Annotated in this window: 21 protein-coding genes; 8 read left to right on the top strand and 13 right to left on the bottom strand. The window is 36.4% G+C overall.

What is annotated here, in order from left to right; genetic code table 11:
• Positions 1 to 109: 109 nt before the first annotated feature.
• The 6 genes from ACK4R1_RS09785 (at position 110) to ACK4R1_RS09760 (ending at position 5,174) form a co-directional block, all read left to right on the top strand.
• The gene (locus ACK4R1_RS09785; RefSeq protein ID WP_409686346.1) at positions 110 to 1,021 is read left to right on the top strand and encodes a copper resistance protein NlpE N-terminal domain-containing protein; all 912 of its coding nucleotides are present in this window, start codon (positions 110 to 112) and stop codon (positions 1,019 to 1,021) included.
• Positions 1,022 to 1,028: 7 nt separating this feature from the next.
• A complete protein-coding gene (gene ruvX, locus ACK4R1_RS09780; protein WP_409686344.1) occupies positions 1,029 to 1,445 on the top strand; it encodes a Holliday junction resolvase RuvX in 417 nt (138 codons plus the stop codon).
• Between the two features lie 86 nt (positions 1,446 to 1,531).
• Entirely contained in the window at positions 1,532 to 2,119 is a 588-nt protein-coding gene (def, locus tag ACK4R1_RS09775) for a peptide deformylase (protein WP_409686342.1), read from the top strand.
• Between the two features lie 124 nt (positions 2,120 to 2,243).
• Positions 2,244 to 2,726 carry a DUF5606 domain-containing protein gene (locus tag ACK4R1_RS09770; RefSeq protein ID WP_409686341.1) on the top strand — a complete coding sequence of 161 codons (483 nt, stop codon included), beginning with the start codon at positions 2,244 to 2,246 and terminating at the stop codon, positions 2,724 to 2,726.
• A gap of 115 nt (positions 2,727 to 2,841) precedes the next feature.
• A complete protein-coding gene (gene mazG, locus ACK4R1_RS09765; RefSeq protein ID WP_409686339.1) occupies positions 2,842 to 3,615 on the top strand; it encodes a nucleoside triphosphate pyrophosphohydrolase in 774 nt (257 codons plus the stop codon).
• Positions 3,616 to 3,725: 110 nt separating this feature from the next.
• Complete coding sequence (locus ACK4R1_RS09760; protein ID WP_409686337.1) at positions 3,726 to 5,174, top strand: APC family permease; 1,449 nt, start codon at positions 3,726 to 3,728, stop codon at positions 5,172 to 5,174.
• 48 nt (positions 5,175 to 5,222) lie between these two features.
• Here the strand turns inward: ACK4R1_RS09760 and ACK4R1_RS09755 are convergent, their stop codons facing one another.
• From ACK4R1_RS09755 to rluF, 5 genes are all read right to left on the bottom strand, one after another.
• Positions 5,223 to 6,443 (bottom strand): peptidylprolyl isomerase, encoded by a 1,221-nt coding sequence (locus tag ACK4R1_RS09755; RefSeq protein ID WP_409686335.1) that lies wholly within the window; start codon positions 6,441 to 6,443, stop codon positions 5,223 to 5,225.
• Between the two features lie 23 nt (positions 6,444 to 6,466).
• Entirely contained in the window at positions 6,467 to 7,513 is a 1,047-nt protein-coding gene (locus tag ACK4R1_RS09750) for a peptidylprolyl isomerase (protein ID WP_409686334.1), read from the bottom strand.
• A 10-nt stretch (positions 7,514 to 7,523) separates the two neighbouring features.
• Positions 7,524 to 8,090, bottom strand: a complete 567-nt coding sequence (gene gldI, locus ACK4R1_RS09745; protein WP_409686332.1) for a gliding motility-associated peptidyl-prolyl isomerase GldI — start codon at positions 8,088 to 8,090, stop codon at positions 7,524 to 7,526.
• Between the two features lie 3 nt (positions 8,091 to 8,093).
• Positions 8,094 to 9,098, bottom strand: a complete 1,005-nt coding sequence (locus ACK4R1_RS09740) for a DHH family phosphoesterase (protein ID WP_409686330.1) — start codon at positions 9,096 to 9,098, stop codon at positions 8,094 to 8,096.
• Positions 9,099 to 9,323: 225 nt separating this feature from the next.
• Positions 9,324 to 10,097 (bottom strand): 23S rRNA pseudouridine(2604) synthase RluF, encoded by a 774-nt coding sequence (gene rluF / locus ACK4R1_RS09735; protein WP_409686328.1) that lies wholly within the window; start codon positions 10,095 to 10,097, stop codon positions 9,324 to 9,326.
• A gap of 115 nt (positions 10,098 to 10,212) precedes the next feature.
• Between rluF and ACK4R1_RS09730 the strand changes: the two genes are divergently transcribed.
• Together ACK4R1_RS09730 and ACK4R1_RS09725 are read left to right on the top strand one after the other, a co-directional pair.
• Positions 10,213 to 11,085, top strand: coding sequence for a cyanophycinase (locus ACK4R1_RS09730; RefSeq protein ID WP_409686326.1), 873 nt, complete (start codon positions 10,213 to 10,215; stop codon positions 11,083 to 11,085).
• A 92-nt stretch (positions 11,086 to 11,177) separates the two neighbouring features.
• On the top strand, positions 11,178 to 12,023 hold the full coding sequence (locus ACK4R1_RS09725) for an isoaspartyl peptidase/L-asparaginase (protein ID WP_409686324.1): 846 nt from the start codon (positions 11,178 to 11,180) through the stop codon (positions 12,021 to 12,023).
• Between the two features lie 70 nt (positions 12,024 to 12,093).
• Here the strand turns inward: ACK4R1_RS09725 and ACK4R1_RS09720 are convergent, their stop codons facing one another.
• The 8 genes from ACK4R1_RS09720 to thrS all read right to left on the bottom strand — a co-directional run bounded on the left by ACK4R1_RS09720 (position 12,094) and on the right by thrS (position 22,387).
• Entirely contained in the window at positions 12,094 to 14,703 is a 2,610-nt protein-coding gene (locus ACK4R1_RS09720; protein WP_409686322.1) for a zinc-dependent metalloprotease, read from the bottom strand.
• Between the two features lie 184 nt (positions 14,704 to 14,887).
• A complete protein-coding gene (locus tag ACK4R1_RS09715) occupies positions 14,888 to 17,806 on the bottom strand; it encodes a M16 family metallopeptidase (protein ID WP_409686320.1) in 2,919 nt (972 codons plus the stop codon).
• 234 nt (positions 17,807 to 18,040) lie between these two features.
• On the bottom strand, positions 18,041 to 18,454 hold the full coding sequence (locus tag ACK4R1_RS09710; protein WP_409686318.1) for a hypothetical protein: 414 nt from the start codon (positions 18,452 to 18,454) through the stop codon (positions 18,041 to 18,043).
• 59 nt (positions 18,455 to 18,513) lie between these two features.
• The gene (locus ACK4R1_RS09705; protein WP_409686316.1) at positions 18,514 to 18,924 is read right to left on the bottom strand and encodes a hypothetical protein; all 411 of its coding nucleotides are present in this window, start codon (positions 18,922 to 18,924) and stop codon (positions 18,514 to 18,516) included.
• Positions 18,925 to 19,040: 116 nt separating this feature from the next.
• Positions 19,041 to 19,385 carry a 50S ribosomal protein L20 gene (rplT, locus tag ACK4R1_RS09700; RefSeq protein WP_121313103.1) on the bottom strand — a complete coding sequence of 115 codons (345 nt, stop codon included), beginning with the start codon at positions 19,383 to 19,385 and terminating at the stop codon, positions 19,041 to 19,043.
• A gap of 175 nt (positions 19,386 to 19,560) precedes the next feature.
• Entirely contained in the window at positions 19,561 to 19,758 is a 198-nt protein-coding gene (rpmI, locus tag ACK4R1_RS09695; RefSeq protein WP_011921545.1) for a 50S ribosomal protein L35, read from the bottom strand.
• Between the two features lie 105 nt (positions 19,759 to 19,863).
• A complete protein-coding gene (gene infC / locus ACK4R1_RS09690) occupies positions 19,864 to 20,364 on the bottom strand; it encodes a translation initiation factor IF-3 (RefSeq protein WP_199717202.1) in 501 nt (166 codons plus the stop codon).
• A 76-nt stretch (positions 20,365 to 20,440) separates the two neighbouring features.
• Positions 20,441 to 22,387 carry a threonine--tRNA ligase gene (gene thrS / locus ACK4R1_RS09685; RefSeq protein ID WP_409686314.1) on the bottom strand — a complete coding sequence of 649 codons (1,947 nt, stop codon included), beginning with the start codon at positions 22,385 to 22,387 and terminating at the stop codon, positions 20,441 to 20,443.
• Between the last annotated feature and the right edge of the window lie 370 nt (positions 22,388 to 22,757).

Below are 22,757 nucleotides of genomic sequence, written 5' to 3'. Positions count from 1 at the left end.
GCATTTATTTGATAGGTTATTGTATCAAAAAAATGTTAAATTCTTATTACTAGTTGCTAGAATAAGTAAGTTTGCTTCAACCAATTTAACATTTTGAATCTGTAAGCTTATGAAAGCAAGACTATTACTTTTTTTACTATCTCTGAGCTTTTTTATAAGCTGTCAAAAGCAGACTACTGATAGCAATCTGTCCAACCAAGATTCGATTACAAAAGTTGATTCGATAAACAATGTGGCGGCGCATAATGCAAAAAACTCACTGGATTACATTGGAACTTATAAGGGTATTCTGCCTTGCGCAGACTGTGAAGGTTTGGAAACTATTATTTGTATCAATGAGAACAATACTTATAACATCAAAACCAAATACCTGGGAAAAGGCAATAAAATTTTTGAGCAAAAAGGAACTTTCTCCTGGAATAAAGCCGGAAATACTATTGTTTTAGACCACGAAGCAAACGGACCTAATCAATACTTTGTAGGTGAAAACACCTTGACTCAATTGGACATGTTAGGAAAAAAAATAACCGGCGATTTGGCTTCAGACTATGTTTTGGCTAAGCAACCTGAAACTAATGCCGTTATTGAAACTCCTCAAAAAAACGAATCCACTGTAGATTTGAACAATAGAATAGAATCACAAACTGTTGTCAAAAAAGTAAACCCTGCCATTGGAAAAGCTACTTTAGCTGAAACGAAATGGAAACTCATAACTCTTAATGGAAAGGTTGTTGACCAAAACGGAAAGAAAGACCATTTTATCAAATTAAATTCAAATGACGGTAAATTTAGTGCTTACGCCGGTTGTAATTCAATCATGGGAAGTTACATGATGCCTTCGGCTTTTGGTTTATCGTTTTCCGATGTGGCTATGACCCGAATGGCTTGTTCGAATATGGATTTAGAAGCCCGTTTTTCAAAAGCATTGGAAGCAACAGACCGATATTCAATTAAAGATAATATTCTTAAGCTTCATAAAGGTAAAAAGGAAGTTTTGGCTACCTTTGAACCGTCTAAATAACAAAGGAATGCCAAGAATTCTCGCCATCGATTATGGAATGAAACGCACCGGAATAGCCGTGACCGACGAGTTGCAAATCATCGCATCGGGTTTGACTACGATTCCTTCTGAAACTGCGATTACTTTTTTGAAAGACTATTTTTCCAAAGAAAATGTGGCTAAAGTACTGATTGGTGAACCCAAACAAATGAACGGTCAGCCCTCGGAAAGTACACCGATTATAGAAAAGTTTGTAACCCATTTTACTACGGCTTTCCCAGAAATGAAAATAGAAAGAGTAGATGAACGCTTTACATCTAAAATGGCTTTCCAAACAATGATTGATAGTGGCTTGTCAAAGAAGCAAAGACAAAATAAAGGATTGGTGGATGAAATTGCCGCAACAATCTTGCTACAAGATTATCTGACACGAAAAATGATTTAATTTTGTTACTTTTGCTCCGTTAAAATAAAAATAAGAATTCTGATGGTCAAAAATCAAAATTCTTAAACCCAAAATCTAAAATCAAAATGATTATTCCTATTTACGGATATGGTGAACCTGTTTTAAGAAAAGTCGGAGAAGAAATAACACCCGATTATCCAAACTTAAAAGAAGTTATCGCCAACATGTATGACACGATGTACAATGCTTATGGTGTTGGTTTGGCCGCGCCACAAGTAGGTATGGCGATTCGATTATTTGTAATCGACACCGAACCATTCAGTGACAGCGATGATTTATCCAAAGAAGAACAAACGCAATTGAAAAACTTCAAACGAACCTTTATCAATGCCAAAATGTTGAAAGAAGAAGGTGAAGAATGGGGTTTTAACGAAGGTTGTTTAAGCATTCCGGATGTTCGTGAAGATGTATACCGTCATGAAAGAATTACGATTGAATATTGTGATGAGGATTTCAACAAAAAAACAGAAGTATTTGACGGATTGATTGCGCGTGTAATCCAACATGAATACGACCACATTGAAGGCGTATTGTTTACAGATAAAATTTCGACCTTAAAAAAAACATTGATTAAGAAGAAATTGCAAAACATAATGGATGGCAAAGCTTTCCCTGATTACCGAATGAAATTTGCCAATAAAAAAGGAAGATAGTTTATTCAAATTCCCAAAAAAATAAAAATCAAAGAACAGTATTAATTTTAACTTAAAATGGATTTTGCTTTTTGAACTTTGGGATTTTTATTATTTATATTTGTGCCCTAATTAAAATTATACAATGAACGTAGAAAAAATATTAGCTATTGCCGGAAAACCGGGTTTATTCGAATTGAAATTGCAAACTCGTTCCGGGTTTTTAGCAGAATCACTAATCGACGGAAAAAAAATTACTGTTGGAATGAGAAGTAACGTGAGTTTGCTTTCAGAAATTTCGATGTATACCTATAGCGAAGAAAAACCGTTAGCTGATATCATGAGAGCGATTGCTATCAAAGAAAATGAAGGTCCGGCCATTTCTCACAAAGAAGACAACAACAAATTAATCGCTTACTTCAAAGAAATTCTGCCTGATTATGACGAGGAAAGAGTTTACGCTTCGGATATTAAAAAAGTGTTGAACTGGTATAATATTCTTCAGGGCAAAGGTTTGGTTTCTAAAGAAGAGCCAAAAGTGGAAAACGCTGAAACGATCAAAGATGAAGTGGTTGAAGAAGTAAAAGCTAAGAAAGCACCCAAAAAAGCAACTAAGAAAGAAGAATAGTTAATTACTTCTTTATAAATACAAATCCTATTGTTGAATTTCAATGATAGGATTTTTTATTTTTACAGGATAGGCAATAGGCAATAGAACTTGAAACTTGAAACAAAAACAACAAATGAACACTCGTCAACAACAACTCGAAGCTTTCAATCGATTACTAGATATTATGGATGATTTGCGTGAAAAATGTCCATGGGACAAAAAGCAAACCCTCGAAAGTCTGCGTCATTTGACTATTGAAGAAACTTATGAATTGGGCGACGCTATTTTGGATAATGATTTACAAGAAATCAAAAAAGAGTTGGGCGACTTACTATTGCACATCGTTTTTTATGCCAAAATAGGTAGCGAAACTAATGATTTTGACATAGCCGATGTGGCGAATAGTATTTGTGACAAATTAATCGACCGTCATCCCCATATTTACGGAGATGTTATTGTAGCCGATGAAGAAGAAGTAAAGCAAAATTGGGAAAAACTCAAACTAAAAGAAGGTAAAAAATCAGTACTCGAAGGCGTGCCGAAAAGCTTGCCGGCCTTAGTCAAAGCCAGCCGAATTCAAGACAAAGTCAAAGGCGTTGGCTTCGATTGGGAAGAGCCACATCAAGTTTGGGACAAAGTTCAAGAAGAATTGCAAGAGCTCCAGGTCGAAGTAAGTGCAGGCAATCAAGATAAAATCGAAGCCGAGTTTGGCGATGTTTTATTTTCAATGATAAATTATGCAAGATTTCTAAAAGTAAATCCTGAAGACGCTTTGGAACGGACGAATAAAAAATTCATGAAGCGATTCATGTACCTCGAGAGTAAAGCAGGTGAACTAGGCAAACCTTTAGCCGATATGACGCTCGCAGAGATGGATGTATTTTGGGAAGAGGCGAAGAAGTTGTAGTGTTCAGTTGGCCGGCATTCGATTAACACAACAGCAGTCTTTTTTCTTTGTTCTATTTTCTTTTCTCTATTTCACTATATTTGATAAACTAACCAACCAAAAAACACTTTATGTCTGAAACAAAACACGAATTAAAACGTTCCCTTGGGCTAATAGACGCCACCAGTATAGTTGCCGGTTCCATGATAGGATCCGGTATTTTTGTAGTAACGGTTTACATGGCACGCGATTTAGGTTCGGCCGCTTGGATATTGGTCACTTGGTTAATTACCGGTTTGTTAACGATGTCAGCCGCTTTAAGCTATGGTGAGTTAGCCGGAATGATGCCAACCGCCGGTGGTCAATTTGTTTACATCCAAAGAGCTTACGGAAGACTGGCTTCTTTTCTTTATGGTTGGACGGTTTTTACCGTAATCCAAACCGGAGTGATTGCTGCTGTAGCAGTGACTTTCGCCAATTATACTGCGGTTTTCTTTCCGGTTTTACAAGAAGAAATTTTCCGAATAGGCGACTCTTTTGTGTTTAAAAACAGCCAAGTTCTAGCGATGTTTAGCGTTGTCTTATTAACTTATATCAATACTAAAGGCGTTAAAAACGGAAAAGTCATTCAGCTGGTTTTTACTTCTGCCAAATTAATTGCACTCTTCGCTTTAATAGGTTTTGGTTTGTATATAGGTTTTAGTACCGATACTTTTTCTAGTAATTTTGATAATACTTGGGAAGCCAGTAAAACTGTTTTTGATGAAACTACTAAGACAGTTACCGTTACTAAACTCACCGGAATTGCTATAGTTGGGGCTATCGGAGCTACGATAATCAACTCCTTATTTTCGAGCGATGCTTGGAACAATGTGACTTTTATTGCCGGAGAAATTAAAGATCCTAAGAAGAATATTCCGAGAAGTTTGTTTTTAGGAACTTTAATCGTGACCATCATATACATTTTGGCCAACATTGCTTATTTAGCTTTATTGCCTTTAACAGGAACGCCCGATGGTTCAGTGGTTGAAAACGGAATTATGTTTGCTGCTCAAGATAGAGTAGGTGCTGCTGCAGCCAATATGATTATGGGTAATATAGGTGTTTTTGTGATGGCCGGATTAATTATGGTATCGACTTTCGGATGTAACAGCGGTTTGGTTTTATCTGGTGGAAGATTGTTTTATGCTATGGCGAAAGACAATTTGTTCTTCCAAAAAGCTGGTCAATTGAATAAACATGATGTTCCGGAAAGAGCGTTGTGGTTTCAATGTATTTGGGCATGTTTGCTTTGTATATCAGGAAAGTATGGCGATTTGTTGACCTATGCAACCTTTGCTTCGTTACTGTTTTATATTCTAACCATTTATGGCATATTCATTTTAAGAAAGAAAGAACCCGACGCGGAACGACCTTATAAAGCTTTTGGTTACCCAATAATTCCGGCACTTTATATAATTTTGACCGCTGCTATTTGTGTAGCCTTATTGATTTACGATACTGTAAATACCGGATTAGGTTTAGTGATAGTTGCTTTAGGAATACCGGTGTATTATTTGTTTATGAATAAAAAAGAATAAAAAAAGAGTCCTGATTTTCAGGACTCTTTTTTTTATAACAATTGAGAATTATTTAGTTGGAACAGCTTCTAACATTTCAATTTCAAAAATAATGTTTGAGTTAGGCGGAATGACATTTCCTGCACCTCTTTCTCCATATCCTAATTTTGACGGAATAAAAGCAATTAATTTATCCCCAAAGTTCATCATGCCTAATGCTTCCACAAAACCGGGAATTAAACCATCTTTTTTTCCATACTGAAAAGGAAAAGGTTGGTAACCATTTTGCTTGGCTCTATTTTCATCAAATTTGCCACATTCTTTATTAACCTCTTCATAACTACTGTCAAATAAAGACCCGTCTTCTAAATAACCTGCGTAATGTATAAATACATTCGTCCCGTCAGCTGGTTTTTTACCGGTTCCGGTTTGGATGATTTTATATCTTAATCCCGAAGCGGTTTCAGTAGCGGTCGCTTTTACATCATTTAAATATTTTGCTTTAGCCTCAAAAACAGGTCCATATTTGGCTTTGTATTCTGCTTGTTTTTTTGCTTCGGCTTCTTCTTGTTTTCTTTTGTTTTCAGCAGCAAGAGCGGCTTCTTTAGCTTCATCACTGGCTTTATTCGACATATAGTTTGTGAAAATCTTTGTCGCGTCAAAATTTTTGGCTTCAACTCCTTTTCGGATGATGGTTATTTTCTTAATCACATCATCTTGCTTAATCGCGTTTACCACTTCTTGTCCTTTGGTAACAAAGCCAAATACGGTGTGTTTACCATCCAGCCATGGCGTATCTTTGTGTGTGATAAAGAATTGAGATCCATTGGTTTTCGGGCCTGAATTGGCCATAGACAATACACCCGGACGATTGTGCTTTAAATCAGCAACAATTTCATCTTTAAAAGCATAGCCCGGTCCGCCCGAACCGTTTCCGGCAGGATCGCCACCTTGTATCATGAAATCGGCAATTACCCTATGGAATTTTAATCCATCATAAAAAGGCTTTCCTTTATACTTTTCATCAACAATATAGGTATTAGTTCCTTCAGCTAGAGAAACGAAGTTGGCTACAGTTATTGGTGTTTTTTGAAACTCTAATTGTAAAATAATTTTTCCTTTATCTGTATCGATTTCAGCAAAAATACCATCGGAAGCATTAGTTGTCACAGGTTTTTTTGCCTGAACTGCTGGTGTTGCTTTGCTGGCAAAAGGTTTTTTCTTGGTTTGTGCTATGCTGCATGTCAATCCGACAATAAGTAAGCAAAGAAGACTGAATTTTATTTTCATGGTTTAATAGATTTCGTTTGTGTTTATTTTTCTAATAGTTCAATTTCAAAAATGATGTTGGCATTTGGCGGAATTACATTTCCGGCACCTTGCTCTCCGTATCCTAAATTTGATGGAATGAATAGTATGGCTTTCTCACCTACTTTTAATTTTTCTATTCCTTCGATGAATCCCGGAATTAATCGATTTTGCCCACCAAAAGTAAAAGGTATTTTTGAATATCCGTTTTGGGCAGCTCTTTGTTGATCAAACTTACCAAATTGTTTAGCAATATCTGTATCGCTGGTGTCAAAAAGTGTTCCGTCTTCTAGATAGCCAGAATAATTAATCATGACTGTCGTACCAGGTTTTGGAGTTTCAGTTGAAGAAGTTTGAGTGATTTTATAAGCTAATCCTGAAGGCAATTTTTTTGCAGATTTTTGCAATTCTTTAAAGTAATTTGCTTTTTGGTCTTTGGTAGATTTTTGTTTTTTGAAGAAGTCAGTGAATACTTTTACAGCATCAAACTTTTTTACATCTTCTCCTTTTCGGATAATATTTACCTCAATCATTTCGTCATTTTTGGCAATAGAATCAACAACAGTCATGCCTTCAACAATGTGACCAAATATGCTGTAATTGCCATCAAGATCGGGTGTTGGTTTTTGGGTGATGTAAAATTGACAGCCATTAGTGTCAGGACCAGAATTGGCCATGGCTAAAATACCGGCTTTGTCATGTTTTAAATCACTGATTTCATTTTTAAAAATATAGCCAGGATCACCGGAACCATTTCCGTAAGGATCACCACCTTGAATTACAAATCCTTTTTCCACACGGTGGAAAATAGTTCCGTTGTAAAAAGGTTTTCCTTTAAGGTCTTCCATTACATAAGGATTATTTCCTTCGGCTAAAGTTACAAAGTTGGCAACAGTAATGGGTGCTTTTTTATAGTCAAGCTCTAAAACAATAGTACCTTTGGAGGTGATGATTTCTGCATATAAACCGTCTTTCAGGTTTTTGTATTCATTTTGACAAGAGCTAACGACTAAGGATAAAGTCAATACAAAAAGACAAATTGTTTTGTTCATTTGGAGGGAATTAATTTTCTGTTTTTAATTTAGTTTCTGGTTTAAAATCATTAAGAGTCACAGTACAAATCAGTGGTTCGTTTGAACCAATCCTCTTATTATCACCATGATATCCGTATGCCATGTGCGAGGGAAACAAGAAAGTAACTTTTTCATTTTTACGCATCAATTTGATGCCGTGTCGTAATCCCATCATGATATTTTGTTTGTCAACTACATAAGTTTGCGGACGTAATTCTACTTCAGAATAAACGACGTTGCCTTTCAAATCCTTGATTTCGTAATCGAAATTTGCCACATCTCCTTTTTTAGGTCTAAGCGTATCGCGATCGTTTTTGATTACATAATGGTACCAATACCCTTTTTTAGAAGCAGAATATTTTATTTTCGGATTGCTTTTAATGATCGAATCTATTTTGGCTTCCTCGCCGGCAATCATTTTCTTATTGCGCTCAATAGATTCTTTCATAAATGTACCCGATGATCTTGAAATCGGCATACGAGCTTGTTGTTGTTTGCAACTCATCAAGGTTACAAAAACTATTAGTAAAACTGCAATTTGGGTGATCTTTTTCATATACTAAATAGTTATTTTTGAAATTAAATTTTCAAATTTTTTGATGGTTTCTTTCATGCTTTCATATGATTTTCCACCCGCCGCATTGATGTGTCCGCCTCCATTGAAATTATCTCTGGCAAATTGATTCACATCAAAATTACCTTGGGAACGGAAAGAGATTTTGATGATATTCTCGTCTTTGTGTTCAATAAAAATGGCTGCAAAATGTATGCCTTTAATCGTCAATCCATAATTTACGACACCTTCTGTATCACCTTTTTCATAATGAAACTCGTCTAATTCTTTTTGCGATAGCGTGATGTAAGACGTCTTATATTCCGGAAACACTTTCATGTTTTGCAAAGCTCTTCCCAAAAGTTGTAATCGATTATAAGAATTATTGTCAAAAAGTAGGTTGTGAATTTGACTGTTGTCAATGCCTAAATCAATCAAATCTGCTACAATTCTGTGCGTTGTTCCAGTGGTTGACGGAAATCGAAACGAACCCGAATCAGTTGTGATTCCTGTATAAATGCAACTCGCTATAGTTTTATCGATTAAATCTTTATGACCTAAAAACGTAATGAAATTGTAAATCATTTCACAAGTTGAACCAAAAATCGTATCGGAATAAGTATACGTAGCGTAAGTGTCCGGTTTTTGATGATGGTCAATCATAATCATTGGAACGGTAACTTTATTTAGCACTTGTTCCATTTCTCCGGTTCTGTGTAACGCATTAAAATCTAAAGTAAAAACTATTTCGGCTTCTTGAATAATTTTGGAACAATTTATCTTATCATTTTCAAAAACCAAGACCGTTTCTGAACCTGGTAACCAAGCCAAGAAATTCGGGAAATCATTAGGTGCAATCACAACCGTCTGATGATTCAACTTCAACAGAAAATGGTACAAAGCCAAGGTCGAACCCATAGCATCTCCATCAGGGCTTCGGTGTGGAATCACCACAATTTTTTTTGGCGTAGCCAACAATTGTTGGATGGCAAAAATGTCTTCTTTTTTCATAGATGGCGAAGTTACATTTTTTTCAGGAAATGGTAATTATTTGGATATAAAAAGTCTAACCCAAATCGCAAAAAGAACGAGATAAATGCTCAAACCAATGTAAGCAAAAGCCAAAAAGAAATTATTGTTTTGAAAGATTCAAATTTTTCATACCAAAGAGTTGAAAAGTTGTAAAAAACTTCCAATTGTCCCATTATAAACTAAATATAAAATGGGTTTTAGCATTTACGTTTTATTGTTGTTGAAATTGCGATTGATTTTTTTAGGCAAACTCGCTTCTTCCGTTTTGCTTGAAGGTTCAATCAATTTATTCAATTGTTTGATTTCGGCCTCGGTTAAATCTCGGTATCTGCCAACGTGGACATCGAGCGAAATATTGATGATTCGAGTTCTTTTTAAAGCCGTAACTTCATAATCTAGATATTCACACATTCTTCGGATTTGGCGGTTCAAACCTTGTGTTAAAATGATTCGGAAGACGTATTTGCTGATTTGCTCAACTTTACATTTTCGGGTTACGGTGTCCAAAATCGGGATTCCGTTGCTCATTCTCTCGATGAATCGGTCTGTTATTGGTCGGTCAACCGTTACTACATATTCTTTCTCGTGATTGTTTCGTGCCCGAAGAATTTTATTGACAATATCGCCATCGTTGGTCATAAAAATTAGACCTTCACTGGCTTTATCTAAACGTCCGATTGGAAAAATACGTTTCGGATAATTAATGTAATCAACAATGTTGTCGCGCACATTTTGATTCGTAGTGCATTCAATACCAACAGGTTTGTTGAAAGCCAAATAGACCGGTTTTTCGGTTTTTTCACGAATGAGTTTTCCATCGACGCGTATTTCATCTTCCGAGGAAACTTTGGTACCCAACTCGGGTACAATGCCATTGATGGTAATTCGGCCTTGTTCCAATAATTTATCGGCTTCACGACGCGAGCAAAAACCACTTTCGGACAGGAATTTATTGATACGGGTTTGATTGACTTCCATTTGGCAAATATAACATATTTTGAGAATACTGTTTCTTGATAAGTCGTTGATAAATTAGCATCAAAAAGAGAAAAAAAGACTTTGTACGTATTAAGATTTTGTTATTTTTACCGACATGAATATACGTGGAAAATTAATAATAATAGGTGGCGCTGTTGATAAAGGTAGTTTCACTGAAACCAATTTAGATAGAAGTGCGGCAAAGAATTTGAACTTCTTTGAAGCCGGTATCTTAAAAAGAATAATTGAAGAATCTAAGCATAAAACAGCTTCCAGAATAGAAGTAATTACAACGGCTTCCAAAATCCCCAGAGAAATTGGTCCGGAATACGTGAAAGCCCTACATTATTTAGGTGCTGACAATGTTGATGTGTTGAATATCGAAAGGCGAGAACAAGCTTCAGACCCTGAAGTTTTAGACAGATTGAGAGCTGCTGATGTGGTAATGTTTACTGGTGGTGATCAATTGCGATTGACCTCAATCCTAGGTGGAACACCGTTTCACGATATTATTTTAGACAAATACCATAACGAAGAATTTATCTACGCCGGAACTTCAGCCGGTGCAGCAGCAGCTTCTAACAATATGATTTACCAAGGAAGTAGTAGCGAGGCTTTATTGAAAGGCGAAGTAAAAATTACTTCCGGATTAGGTTTGATAGACGGTGTAATTATCGATACCCATTTTGTACAACGCGGTAGAATCGGACGTTTGTTCCAATCGGTTGTCGGTAATCCGAAAGTTTTAGGCATCGGATTGGGAGAAGATACCGGTTTGTTAATTACGCACAATACTAAGATGGAAGCTATTGGTTCAGGATTGGTAATACTGGTTGATGGAAGAGAAATAAAAGACACAAATTTAACGCAAGTAGAATTAGGTCAACCAATTTCCATTAATCATTTGGTAACCCATGTGTTGAGCATTTATGATACTTTTGATTTGACTACCTTTAAAATGACAATTAAGTCATCGCAATACGTTTAATTTTGATCGTTAGACTTCTTGGATTGTTAGAATATTAGATGTTTTCTAAGGATATAAGTCGTCTAAGAAGTCTAAAAATCTAAAAATATAACATGTCTAAAATCATAATTCACGGTGGATTTTTCTCAGAATCGTCAACTAATCACGAAACTAAAGTGGCGAAACAGCAAGCTTTATTGCGTATTGCCAAAGAGGCTTATGCTTATTTGCAAAACCATTCTGCTTTAGAAACGGTGGTTTATGCAACGTCATTATTGGAAGATGATGAGTTATTCAACGCCGGAATAGGTTCCCAAATTCAATCTGACGGTAAAATCAGAATGAGTGCTTCTTTGATGGATGGTTCGACGATGAAAATGAGTGGTGTGATTAATATCGAAGAAGTCAAAAATCCGGTACAAGTCGCGCAGGTTTTATTGAATTATGATGATAAAGTTTTGGGTGGAAGCGGCGCTACGAACTTTGCACGCCAACACGGATTTGAAAAATTTTCCACCGAAATTCCACAGCGAAGAGCCGAATATGAAGCCAAATTAGTTGCTACCGGAACAGGAACGGTTGGTTGTGTAGCTTTAGATGCCGAAGGAAAAATTGCAGTTGCCACTTCTACCGGCGGAAAAGGTTTTGAAATTCCGGGAAGAATCTCCGATTCGGCAACTGTGGCCGGAAATTACGCTAATGCGTTTTGCGGTGTAAGTTTGACCGGAGTTGGTGAAGATATTGTCAGCGGTGCTGTTGCAGCTAAAATTGTGACTCGTGTTACCGATGGATTTACTTTGGCGCAAGCTTTTGAAAAAACGTTTAATGAACTAAAGCCATTTGATGGTTTTGCCGGAGCAATCGCCATTGACAATAAAGGCAATATTTTCCACCAAGATTCGCATCCGAGTATGGTTTTTGCCAGTTTTGATGGCGAGAAAGAAGAAGTTTTTAATTAGTTTTAATCGTAATAGATATAAAAAAATCCCAACCATTTGGTTGGGATTTTTTATTGTCAAGCCTAATCGATTATTTAATGGCTAATGCATTTTCGATTAAGAAATTGATATAATTTCTGTGTGCTCTGGTGCTTTCATCTAATGAAGAAGCAGTAGCTAACATCAATTTAATTTTCTTTAAAGTTTGGCGTGCCGCTGCTTTTGAGATATCATCGTGTCTACTTCTAGTATCATTGATATCGGCAATTTTGGCTACTTCTTTTACAAAGTAAGTTTGAAGGTATTGACGTTGTATATTTACTTTACCTACCAAATCCGCTTTGAAAATTCCATTGGTCAAATCGCCCATTACTTCTGCTACAGAATAATTGTTGCCATACAAACTTGAATTAGAAACCCTTTGTAAAGTAGTTGGGTGAAGAATATGGCCTAAGGCTGCATCAGTTTGAATAGATTGATAAATAGCGCTTAATTTTGGATCTTCTGTTGAAGAGAAGAAGCTAAATCCGCGTCTTTGCATTTGTAAATAAGGATACAATTGTATGTCAGCATCAAAAGCATCAGGAGCAAAAACATATTTATTTAAGATGTCAATGGCTCTTTTTTGTTGGGCTTTGGTTACCGGAGTAAATGGTTTTTGGGTTGTGTTTTGACCAACAAAGCTTCGGTCAACATAAACACCACCCACATAACGGCTTACAACAGCTGCCATGTTTCTTCTTTGGCCATTTAGCATTCCGTAGCGTGCTCTTAATTCGGCATAACTTTGTCCTTCTTTGCTGTATTTGGTTTTCAATTTGGTCATTACATTGTTAACCAGTTTGAATCTTTCTTCCGCATTTCCAACAGCATCGCTACTTAAGTCGTTAACCATTACACGAGGATCAATGGCTTTACCCGGAGAACGCATATCATCGGCATCATTTCCAAAAGTCAAATTTGGATCAGTACTTCTGCTTAATATTTTGGCCAATTCTGCTTCCTCTGATTTTTCATCAAATTCTTTGTAACCGTATTCAATAGCCCAAAGATCATAAGGACCTGGTTTTGTTGTGTAATAATTTCCTTGTTTACTTCTGTCTAAAGAAAGGTTGATGGAAGGATAATCCATTACTGAACCAATAAGGCCTATTTTCTCAGTGATGGCTTTGTTGTGTAAGTCGGCCGGACTTAACATTTGGCTCGATTTCATATTGTGGTTTAATCCTAAAGTGTGTCCCATTTCATGTAAAACCAAATAGTATAAAAACTCTTCGTGTACTTTTAATATGGTTGCCTTATCTTCACCGTATGCCTCAGCTATTGTCGTACCCATTAAGAACTGATTTTTTAGTTCGTTAGCCAATGTACAAGCAGTTCCGTCATTGTGGAAATAATGATTGAGATGTGCTCCTGATTCTGAACCAGGTCCGGAAAACAATTCGTCTAAAGTAGGGGAATTACTTCCTGAAGCCCATTCAATTGTAATGTCGGCACCTAAAATTTGACCGGTACGCGGATTGGCAAAACTTGGGCCAATTGCACCATAAGGTGGATTAGCCGAAGCAACCCAGCGGATTACATTATAACGAACATCGCCAGCATCCCATTCGGCATCGTCGGGTTGGATTTTCATGACTACAGCATTCTTGAAACCGGCTTTTTCAAAAGCTTCGTTCCATTTGTTTCCTGCATTCATAACTGTTTCACGGTATTCTACAGGCGTCGTATTTTCAATCCACCAAACAATTGGTTCAACCGGTTCGCTTAAGAAAGCAACAGGGTCTTTTTTAGTTAAATACCATCGATTGATAATGTCTTTGTAAGGGGTTGGTTTTGTACTTGTTTGGTCATTAATGGTTTGTCCAAAGTAACCTACGCGAGGATCATCTCTACGAGATTTAAAATCATTAACCGGTATTTCTAAAAAAGTATGTTGGATACGAACACGAACATAACGCGCATCAGTGATATCAGCTCCACCGCCATTTAAAGGAGCCGGATTGTCATAGGCTAAGTCAACTAACACATCCGTATTGTTTGGATAAGAACGAACGCTGTGGTATTTTGATTTTGCAGCATTAAAATTACCCAAATTAAATACAGCTCCAGGTGGAATCCCCGGAGGCATAACTGGTTTAACAGGGTCTAATTTTTCACTTAAGAATAAACCATCTGCTGCAATTAAATAACCGGTACTGTCTTTGGCTACAATTTTTTCAGCTAAGAAAATAGCCTCAGCAATGTCGGTTCCCGCTGTTTTGCTTACTGCATTGTTTTTGTCGTAGTAAAAATTGGTGTTGACTAATCCAAACTCGATTTTGTCATTGGCTTTTTTAATATTAAAAATATTAGTTGCTCTGTGCATGCTTTGGTTCAAACCTAGCATGGTTGGTCCGTTCATCGAATAACTTTGGTAAATGAACTCTTTGTCTAATTGGTCTTTCTTGATGAAAAGTTGGATGCTTCCGGTTACCGTATCTTGATAAATGGTGAAAAGTCCTTCGGATTTTTTACTGGTTTTTATCTTGTCGGCGATAGAAACTTTAGCCGGCTTTTTGGCCTTAATTGAATCTGCTTTTGCCGCAGCAATTTCTTTGTCATTTTTCTTTTTACGATTCGATTTGTCTTGTGCCTGTGACAAACCAGAACTCAAAAGCACTGCCAAAGAAAGCATGAACGTAAGTCTAATTTTGTTCATAGTTTAAATTTAATTTAAGATTGATGAATAAGGTTAAGTGTTAGAATTTAAACCCACCAATTTACTATATTATTTGATGTGTCAACCAAATGTTATGATTTTTTTAACGGCTATAAGGTGTAATACAAAAAAAATCCCGGAGTTCAGTCCGGGATTTTAAATGAATGATTTGTGAAAAAATCTTTTAATAGTTGAAAATTTCTTCTAATGTTACTTCTTCAATTTCACCTAGTTTTTTTAAGGCATCAAAGTCTAAACTCTCTTTTTTACCAATAATGGCAGTGTTGTAATTTTTAGTTTTTACTTCTTTATTGAAAAAATCATTGGTAGCTTCTATTGTTAATCCTTGTATGTCTTTATAAATGTCTTTACGAATATCATAATCGAAACCTAATTTTTTCAAGTTAAGTTGGTTGAAGAAAATATTGGTTTTGATGATTCTACTTGATGCAATTTGTTTCAAACTGGATTCTTTGGCATTGTCGAATTGTTTGTCTATTCTTGGCATCTCTGCTAATAAAGCATTGATAGCTTCAACGGCTTGCGGTAATTTATTGGCTTGTGTTCCAATCGCTACTTGCATGTAATCGTTTAGGTTTTTGTCATTGGCCATAGTGTAATTGGCACGTGCCGAATAAGCTAAAGATTTAGATTCTCTGATTTCTTGGAAGACAATTGAAGATAAGCCCGAACCGAAGTAAGAGTTGAAGACATTAACGGTTCCTGCTATTTTTGCATTATATTTTGTGCCTTTTGCTACTCGAGTCATTTCGGTTTGCACCATATCGTAATTGGCGAAGTAAACTTTGTTAGAAGTTTCCGGTTCTTGGTACTTTTTTGGTGCCGGAATTGGTTTGTTGGCCGCTAAATTATGGTGCTTTTCTAGTGCGGCAACTATCGGGTTTAAATCTGTTCCGTAAAAGAAAATTTGGTGTTCATAATTAGTCATTCCTTTAACTAAATCAGTAAGTTTGGCCACGTCCATAGTTTTTAATTCTTGTTCAGAAATGATGTCTCTGAAACGAGAATCTTTACCGTATTTGGCATAATTTACCAAAGCGTTTAAGATGCTTTCTTTTCGTTTTTTAGCATTATTTCGAGCGTTTAAAATACTTTCTACTTGGGTTTTATAAACTTCTTGATCCGGCCTTACATTTTTAAGTAAATCTTCTAGTAAAGCAATTCCTTTTGGTAAGTTGTTTTCTAAACCCGAAAGCGATATATAAGTCATATCATTAGTAAAGTTCACTGAATAAGAGATTCCGATTTTGTAGAATTCTTTTTTTACGTCTTCAGAACTCATTTTGTCAGTACCTAAATAATCCAACATTCCAGCTGCCAATTGTAACTTTTTGTCATGATCAGAACCCATATTGAATATATAATATAAGCTGGAAATGGTATTCGTATTGTTCTTGATAAAACTGATATTGGTGTTTTTTAATTTTTTAGTTTGAATTTCTTTTTTAAAATCAACAAATACCGGAGCTAAATCATTAGGTGTTTGCATAGCAAAGTTCTTGTAGAACTCTGATTGCGCATCACGATTTAATTGAATAGGTGTGATTTTTGGGTTTGAGACACGAACCAATTTATCGTTCACGCCTTTTCTTTTATATACAATTACGTAATTGTCTTTGAAAAACTCATTGGCAAACTTAACAATATCGGCTTTGGTAATTTTAGAATATTCATTGATTTCTGCTAGGTTTTCTTCCCAACTTCTACCTTGAATAAAAACACGGTATAAACTTGTAGCTAATCCGTCACCCGATTCATAGGCCTTCATTTGGTTTAGTTTCATGTTATTTACGATGGCTTGAATCATCCACTCGTCGAATTCGCCTTTTTTGATTTTTTCTACTTGGGAAAGCAGCAAATCTCTGGCTTCTTCTAAAGTTTGTCCTTCTTTTGGCGTAATACTCATGCCTAAATAGCCATATTCATTGAAAGTAGTGCTGAAACCACCGGCGTTCAAAGCCAACTGCTTTTGATTAATGTTGATGTCAATTAAACCAACATCACCGGCGTTCGACAATATTTCTGCAGTCATATCAGCCAATCTAGCTTCTTTAGTTCCATCACCTGAAGTTCTCCAAGCCATGTTCAAGCGTTCAGCTGTAGGACTTTTTACTTCTCTGGAAACAATAGCAGTCATAGGCTTTTCGACTACTTTTTTCTTCATTGGTAATTCTTTGTATTGGAACGTTCCAAAGTGTTTGTCTACCATTTTAATGGTTTTTTCAAAATCTAAATCGCCTACTAAGACTACGGCCATATTGTTTGGTACATAATAAGTGTCGAAATAGTTGTGAATAGCAACCATTGAAGGATTTTTCAAGTGCTCAGATTTACCAATAGTGGTTTGTTGACCATAAGGTGTGTCCGGAAATAAAGCAGCCATCAATTCAAAGTTGACCAAACGGCCATCATTGTCTTGTGAACGGTTGAATTCTTCATAGACTGCTTCTAATTCGGTGTGGAAAAGGCGTAACACTAACTCAGAAAAACGTTCTTTTTCAATAATCATCCATTTCTCTAATTCATTAGAGGGAATGTTGTTTTTATAAACGGTTTCGTTAAGTGAAGTATGTGCGTTTGTTCCTTTGGCGCCTAGAGATGAAATCAGTTTGTCATATTCATTGGCTACTGAATATTTAGAGGCTTCTTGCGAAACTTGATCGATTTGTTTGTAGATAGCAATCTTTTTTTCAGGATCGTTTTCTGCCTTGTGTTGTTCGTAAAGGTCTGAAATTTGGGCTATGAGTTTTTTTTCGGTTGCCCAATCTTGAGTTCCTATCTTACTGGTTCCTTTAAAAACCATGTGTTCTAAGTAGTGTGCCAACCCGGTATTATCAGCCGGATCATTGTTGGAACCGGTTCTTACAGGAATGTAAGTCTGTATTCTTGGTTCATCACTGTTTTGGGCTAAATAGACTTTTAGACCGTTTTTCAGTGTGTAAACTCTAACACCCGTTTTGTCATTTTTTACAGTTTCATAGGTATAGCCTTGACTGTCTTGTTTTTTTTCTGTGGAATAAGTTTGTGCTTCAATTGAGTTTGCGGCAATTAGCAAGCAACAGGCAATGATTATTTTTTTCATAAATGGTTTAGTTTCGTCCAAAAATAGGGAAACAAATGGTTTTATTTTTACAAACAAATGTTAAAATGAATGAGTGCAGTTGGTTTTTAATTGTAAAAAAGAGGATGGTTTAATGGACAATTAGGATTGAGAGTTGTTGAGTGAGCGATGGAAGCGAAGTACCGTGTACTGCGGACAGCGCGACCCTTGTGGTCACGCCATAAAAAAAGCCCCAAAGATGGTTGGGACTTGGTTTTATTCGTTGGTAAATCGGTATACCAAAGTGGTGTTCGAGAAAGTGATCCCGTCAGTTGATTGTTTGACTTTAAAACCACTTTCCTGTATGCCGGAAAATTGAAACCAAATCGTAGTTGACGTACCAGTTCCGCTGTCGTGTGTGACTTTCATAATTTTTTGGTCTTGGTTTTCCCAAATCCAAGTGCCGTTATAAAAAACGCTAACACCCGAAATTACTTGGTGTTGCTGGAAGGCGCTTGTGGTATTAAAGAACAAATCAGGAGCCGGATTTGTATCCTTACTGTCGTACCACCATCTGTTGTACAATAAGCTGACATCTCCTTCAGCAGTGCTGTTGTCATTGGAACAACTACTACCTAACATGACAGCAATTAGTAAAAACATTGTTTTGATTAAAGATTTTGTTTTCATGGTTTTTTTTGTCAAATATATGTGAAAAAAAAATCCCAATCGAATGATTGGGATTAATGTTATTCATCAGTGTCCTTATATAATCTGGCTTCATCAGTATAAGTTGTACCGTCAACTGATTGCTTTAGGTTAAAACTTTGTTCTTGAATGTTAGAAAATTTGAACCAAGCCTCAGTGACAGCATTTGGTCCGGTTTCGTAGGTAACTTTCATTATTTTTTGACTTTCGTTTTGCCAAACCCAAGTTCCTGTATTAGAGAAGCTCATGCCTGCGAATTCTAAATATTGTTCGTAGGTTCCGTCAGCGTGGAAAAAGACATCAGCAGTAAAATCTTCTGAATCGTACCACCATTTGTCAAACAATTGGTCAGTATCACCACTTGATGAACTACTATCACTTGAACAAGCGGTTAATAAAGTTGCCGACAGAAAGAGTAACAATAAAGGTTTCATTAATTGTTTTGTGTTCATAATTAAATGATTAAGATTAGAGTCAAATATAGAAAAAGATATTTAACAAAAAAAATCCCAATCTTTCGACTGGGATTTTTCTATGTAAGTAAGTTAAATTGAGTTTGTACAAACGTTTATTTTACTTTTTTCACAACAGCTTTAAAAGCTTCTGGGTGGTTCATGGCTAAATCAGCTAATACTTTACGGTTCAATTCGATACCGTTTTTCTTAACTAATCCCATGAATTGTGAGTAACTCATTCCTTCCAATCTAGCACCGGCGTTGATACGCGTGATCCATAGTGAACGGAAGTTTCTTTTGTTTTGCTTTCTATCGCGGTAAGCATAGCACATGGCTTTTTCTACTGCGTTTTTAGCAACTGTCCAAACGTTTTTACGACGACCAAAGAAACCTTTGGCTTGCTTCATTATCTTTTTTCTTCTTGCTCTTTTAGCAACTGAATTTACTGATCTTGGCATAATTTTTCTGTTTTTTTGTAGCAGGCGTCCCGAATTCAATCAAGGGAACTTTAAAGCCATACTCCAAGGTTATTTTAAATAATTTTTTAACCTAAAGATTTTATCTAGGCAATAGTGATTAGGCAAAATAGGCAGTAGTAAACTAATGGCTAATGGCTTTTCACTAATGGCTTTCTTAGATAATTCTTAATTGTTGTTTGATACTTTTCTCATCTGTTTTGTGAACCAAAGCAGAGTGAGTTAAAGCCAATTTACGCTTTTTAGATTTTTTAGTCAGGATGTGACTTTTAAAAGCGTGTTTTCTCTTGATTTTTCCAGAGCCAGTTACTTTGAATCGCTTCTTAGCACTGGATTTTGTTTTCATTTTAGGCATCTTTTCCTAGTTTATTTAATTTAACTTACTTACTTTATTTTTAGTGAATAGTCAAAAGCCATTAGCCATTAGTTTTAAAACTATTGTCTACTGCCTATTGCCTAATTACTTTCCTTTCTTTTTCGGAGCAATGAACATAATCATTCTCTTTCCTTCTAATACCGGCATCGCTTCCACTTTTCCGTATTCTTCCAAATCTTGTGCTAAACGCAACAATAAGATTTGACCTTGTTCTTTATAAATAATCGAACGTCCTTTAAAGAATACAAAAGCTTTTAATTTTGAGCCTTCTTTTAGGAACTTTTCTGCATTTTTTCTTTTAAATTCATAATCATGCTCATCAGTCTGAGGGCCGAAACGAATCTCTTTAACGGTGATTTGCGTTGACTTTGCTTTTAATTCTTTATCACGCTTTTTTTGTTGATAAATGAATTTTCCATAATCCATTAACTTACATACAGGCGGATCCGCATTTGGCGAAATCTCCACCAAATCTACTTCTTGCTCTTCTGCGAGACGCATTGCATCGGAAAACTTGAACACTCCCGGTTCTATATTTTCTCCTACTAAACGAACTTCTGCTACACCACGGATTAAATTGTTAATTCTGTGGGCTGCTGTTTTTTCTACTCGAGGTTGATAACCTCTGTTGTTTCTAATTGCTATGGCTTACTTATTTAAATTAAACTTCAAATGTTTTTAATGTTTTGGCAATTTCTTCGTTTACAATTCTGGCAAATTCGTCAATTGTAACCGTGATATTCCCTTTTCCTTCTTGTCCGTGACGACGAACTGAAATGGTTCCGTTTTTTTCTTCTTCCTCACCAACAATCAGCATAAACGGCATTTTTTGCACTTCTGCTTCTCGGATTTTCTTTCCAATCGTCTCGTTGCGGTTGTCAATTAGGGCGCGAATTTCGTGATTTTCTAGCAATTCTAAAACTTTTTTCGCATAATTTTCATATTTCTCGCTCAAAGACAAGATAATTGCCTGCTCCGGCATCAACCAAAGTGGGAAATTTCCAGCCGTATGTTCCAGTAAAATAGCGATAAAACGTTCCATCGAACCAAATGGCGCTCGGTGTATCATTACTGGTCGGTGTAACTTGTCATCGGCTCCTTTATATGTCAACTCAAAACGCTCCGGCAAATTGTAATCTACCTGAATCGTTCCCAATTGCCATTGTCTGCCCAAAGCATCTTTGACCATGAAATCCAATTTCGGACCGTAAAATGCGGCTTCGCCATATTCAATTACATAATTCAAGCCTTTATCGCTTGCTGCGTTGATGATTGCTTGTTCCGCTTTTTCCCAGTTTTCATCGCTTCCGATGTATTTATCTCTGTTCTCTTTGTCTCTTAACGAAACCTGAGCCGTAAAGTTTTCAAAGCCCAACGAACCAAATACATATAATACAAGGTCAATTACATTTTTGAATTCTCTGTCTAATTGATCCGGCGTACAGAAAATATGCGCATCATCCTGAGTAAACCCTCGAACACGAGTCAAACCATGTAATTCTCCAGATTGCTCATAACGGTAAACCGTTCCGAATTCAGCATAACGCTTTGGTAAATCTTTATAAGACCATGGTTTGTTGTTGTAAATTTCACAGTGGTGCGGACAGTTCATTGGTTTCAACAAGAACTCTTCACCTTCTGCAGGAGTGTGGATTGGTTGGAAACTATCAGCGCCGTATTTAGCATAATGACCTGAAGTTACATACAATTCTTTTTGCCCGATATGTGGCGTTACTACTTGCTCGTAACCTGCTTTTTTCTGTGCTTTTTTCAAGAATTGCTCTAATCTGTCTCGTAAAGCAGCGCCTTTTGGCAACCATAATGGCAAACCTTGACCTACTTTTTGCGAAAAAGCAAACAATTCTAATTCTTTCCCAAGTTTTCTATGGTCACGACGTTTTGCTTCTTCCAATAATTCTAAATAGTCCGTCAAATCTTTTTGTTTCGGGAACGAAATTCCGTAAACACGAGTCAATTGCTTATTTTTCTCGTCACCACGCCAATAAGCTCCGGCAACACTCATGATTTTCATCGCCTTGATGATTCCGGTATTCGGTATATGACCTCCGCGACACAAATCAAAGAAGTTGGCATGATCACAAAACGTAATCGTTCCGTCTTCCAAATTCGAAATCAACTCCGTTTTGTATTCGTTGTTTTTATAGATTTCCAAAGCCTCAGCTTTAGAAACAGCTCTCATTTTAAATTCGTGTTTCTCTCTCGATATCTCCAACACGCGGTCCTCAATAGCTTTAAAGTCGGCATCAGTGATTTTTTTATCTCCAAAATCAACATCATAATAAAATCCATTCTCAATCGCAGGACCAAGCGTTAATTTTATACCAGGAAATTTTTCTTCCAATACCTGCGCCATTACGTGCGAAGTCGAATGCCAAAAAGCTTTTTTGCCTTCTTTGTCATTCCATGTATACAATATAAGGGAACCGTCGGTCGTTAATGGTGTTTCTGTTTCAATAGTGGTACCATTAAAAGCTGCCGAAATCACATTTCGCGCTAATCCTTCACTGATGCTTTTCGCAACATCCATTGGAGTCGAATTCTGCTCAAACTCCTTAACCGAACCGTCAGGTAGTGTAATCTTTATCATTTCTAAAATTTTATGTCCCGAATCTTCGGGATGCAAATATAACAGATTAACAAAACACATACAATATATATAGTGTAATATAGAAAAGATTTATCAGGAGCAGAACTTTAGGGGTTTTCAAGAGGCGTCGTCCCGCTATCCGCGCTACACGGTAGCTAGCTCCTATCGGGGCTAAAAGAGCAGGCTTTGTGTTTTTTAAAACGATTCAAAAAGTAAACTATCGACAAACGGTGTTTGTAAAATTCATGATATCAGGAGATTAAAAAAAAGACAAAAAAAGGGTAATTTTTATTTGGATTAGGAGAAAAATAGTTTTTATATTTGCACCCCGCAAGAGAGGGATTGTTCATTGGAAAACTGCAAAACGAGG

The organism is Flavobacterium sp. (genome assembly GCF_046293665.1).
In the GTDB taxonomy this organism is placed as follows: domain Bacteria; phylum Bacteroidota; class Bacteroidia; order Flavobacteriales; family Flavobacteriaceae; genus Flavobacterium.
The sequence above is the reverse complement of the archived record's forward strand: the minus strand, read 5'-3'. Positions and strand labels throughout refer to the sequence as shown.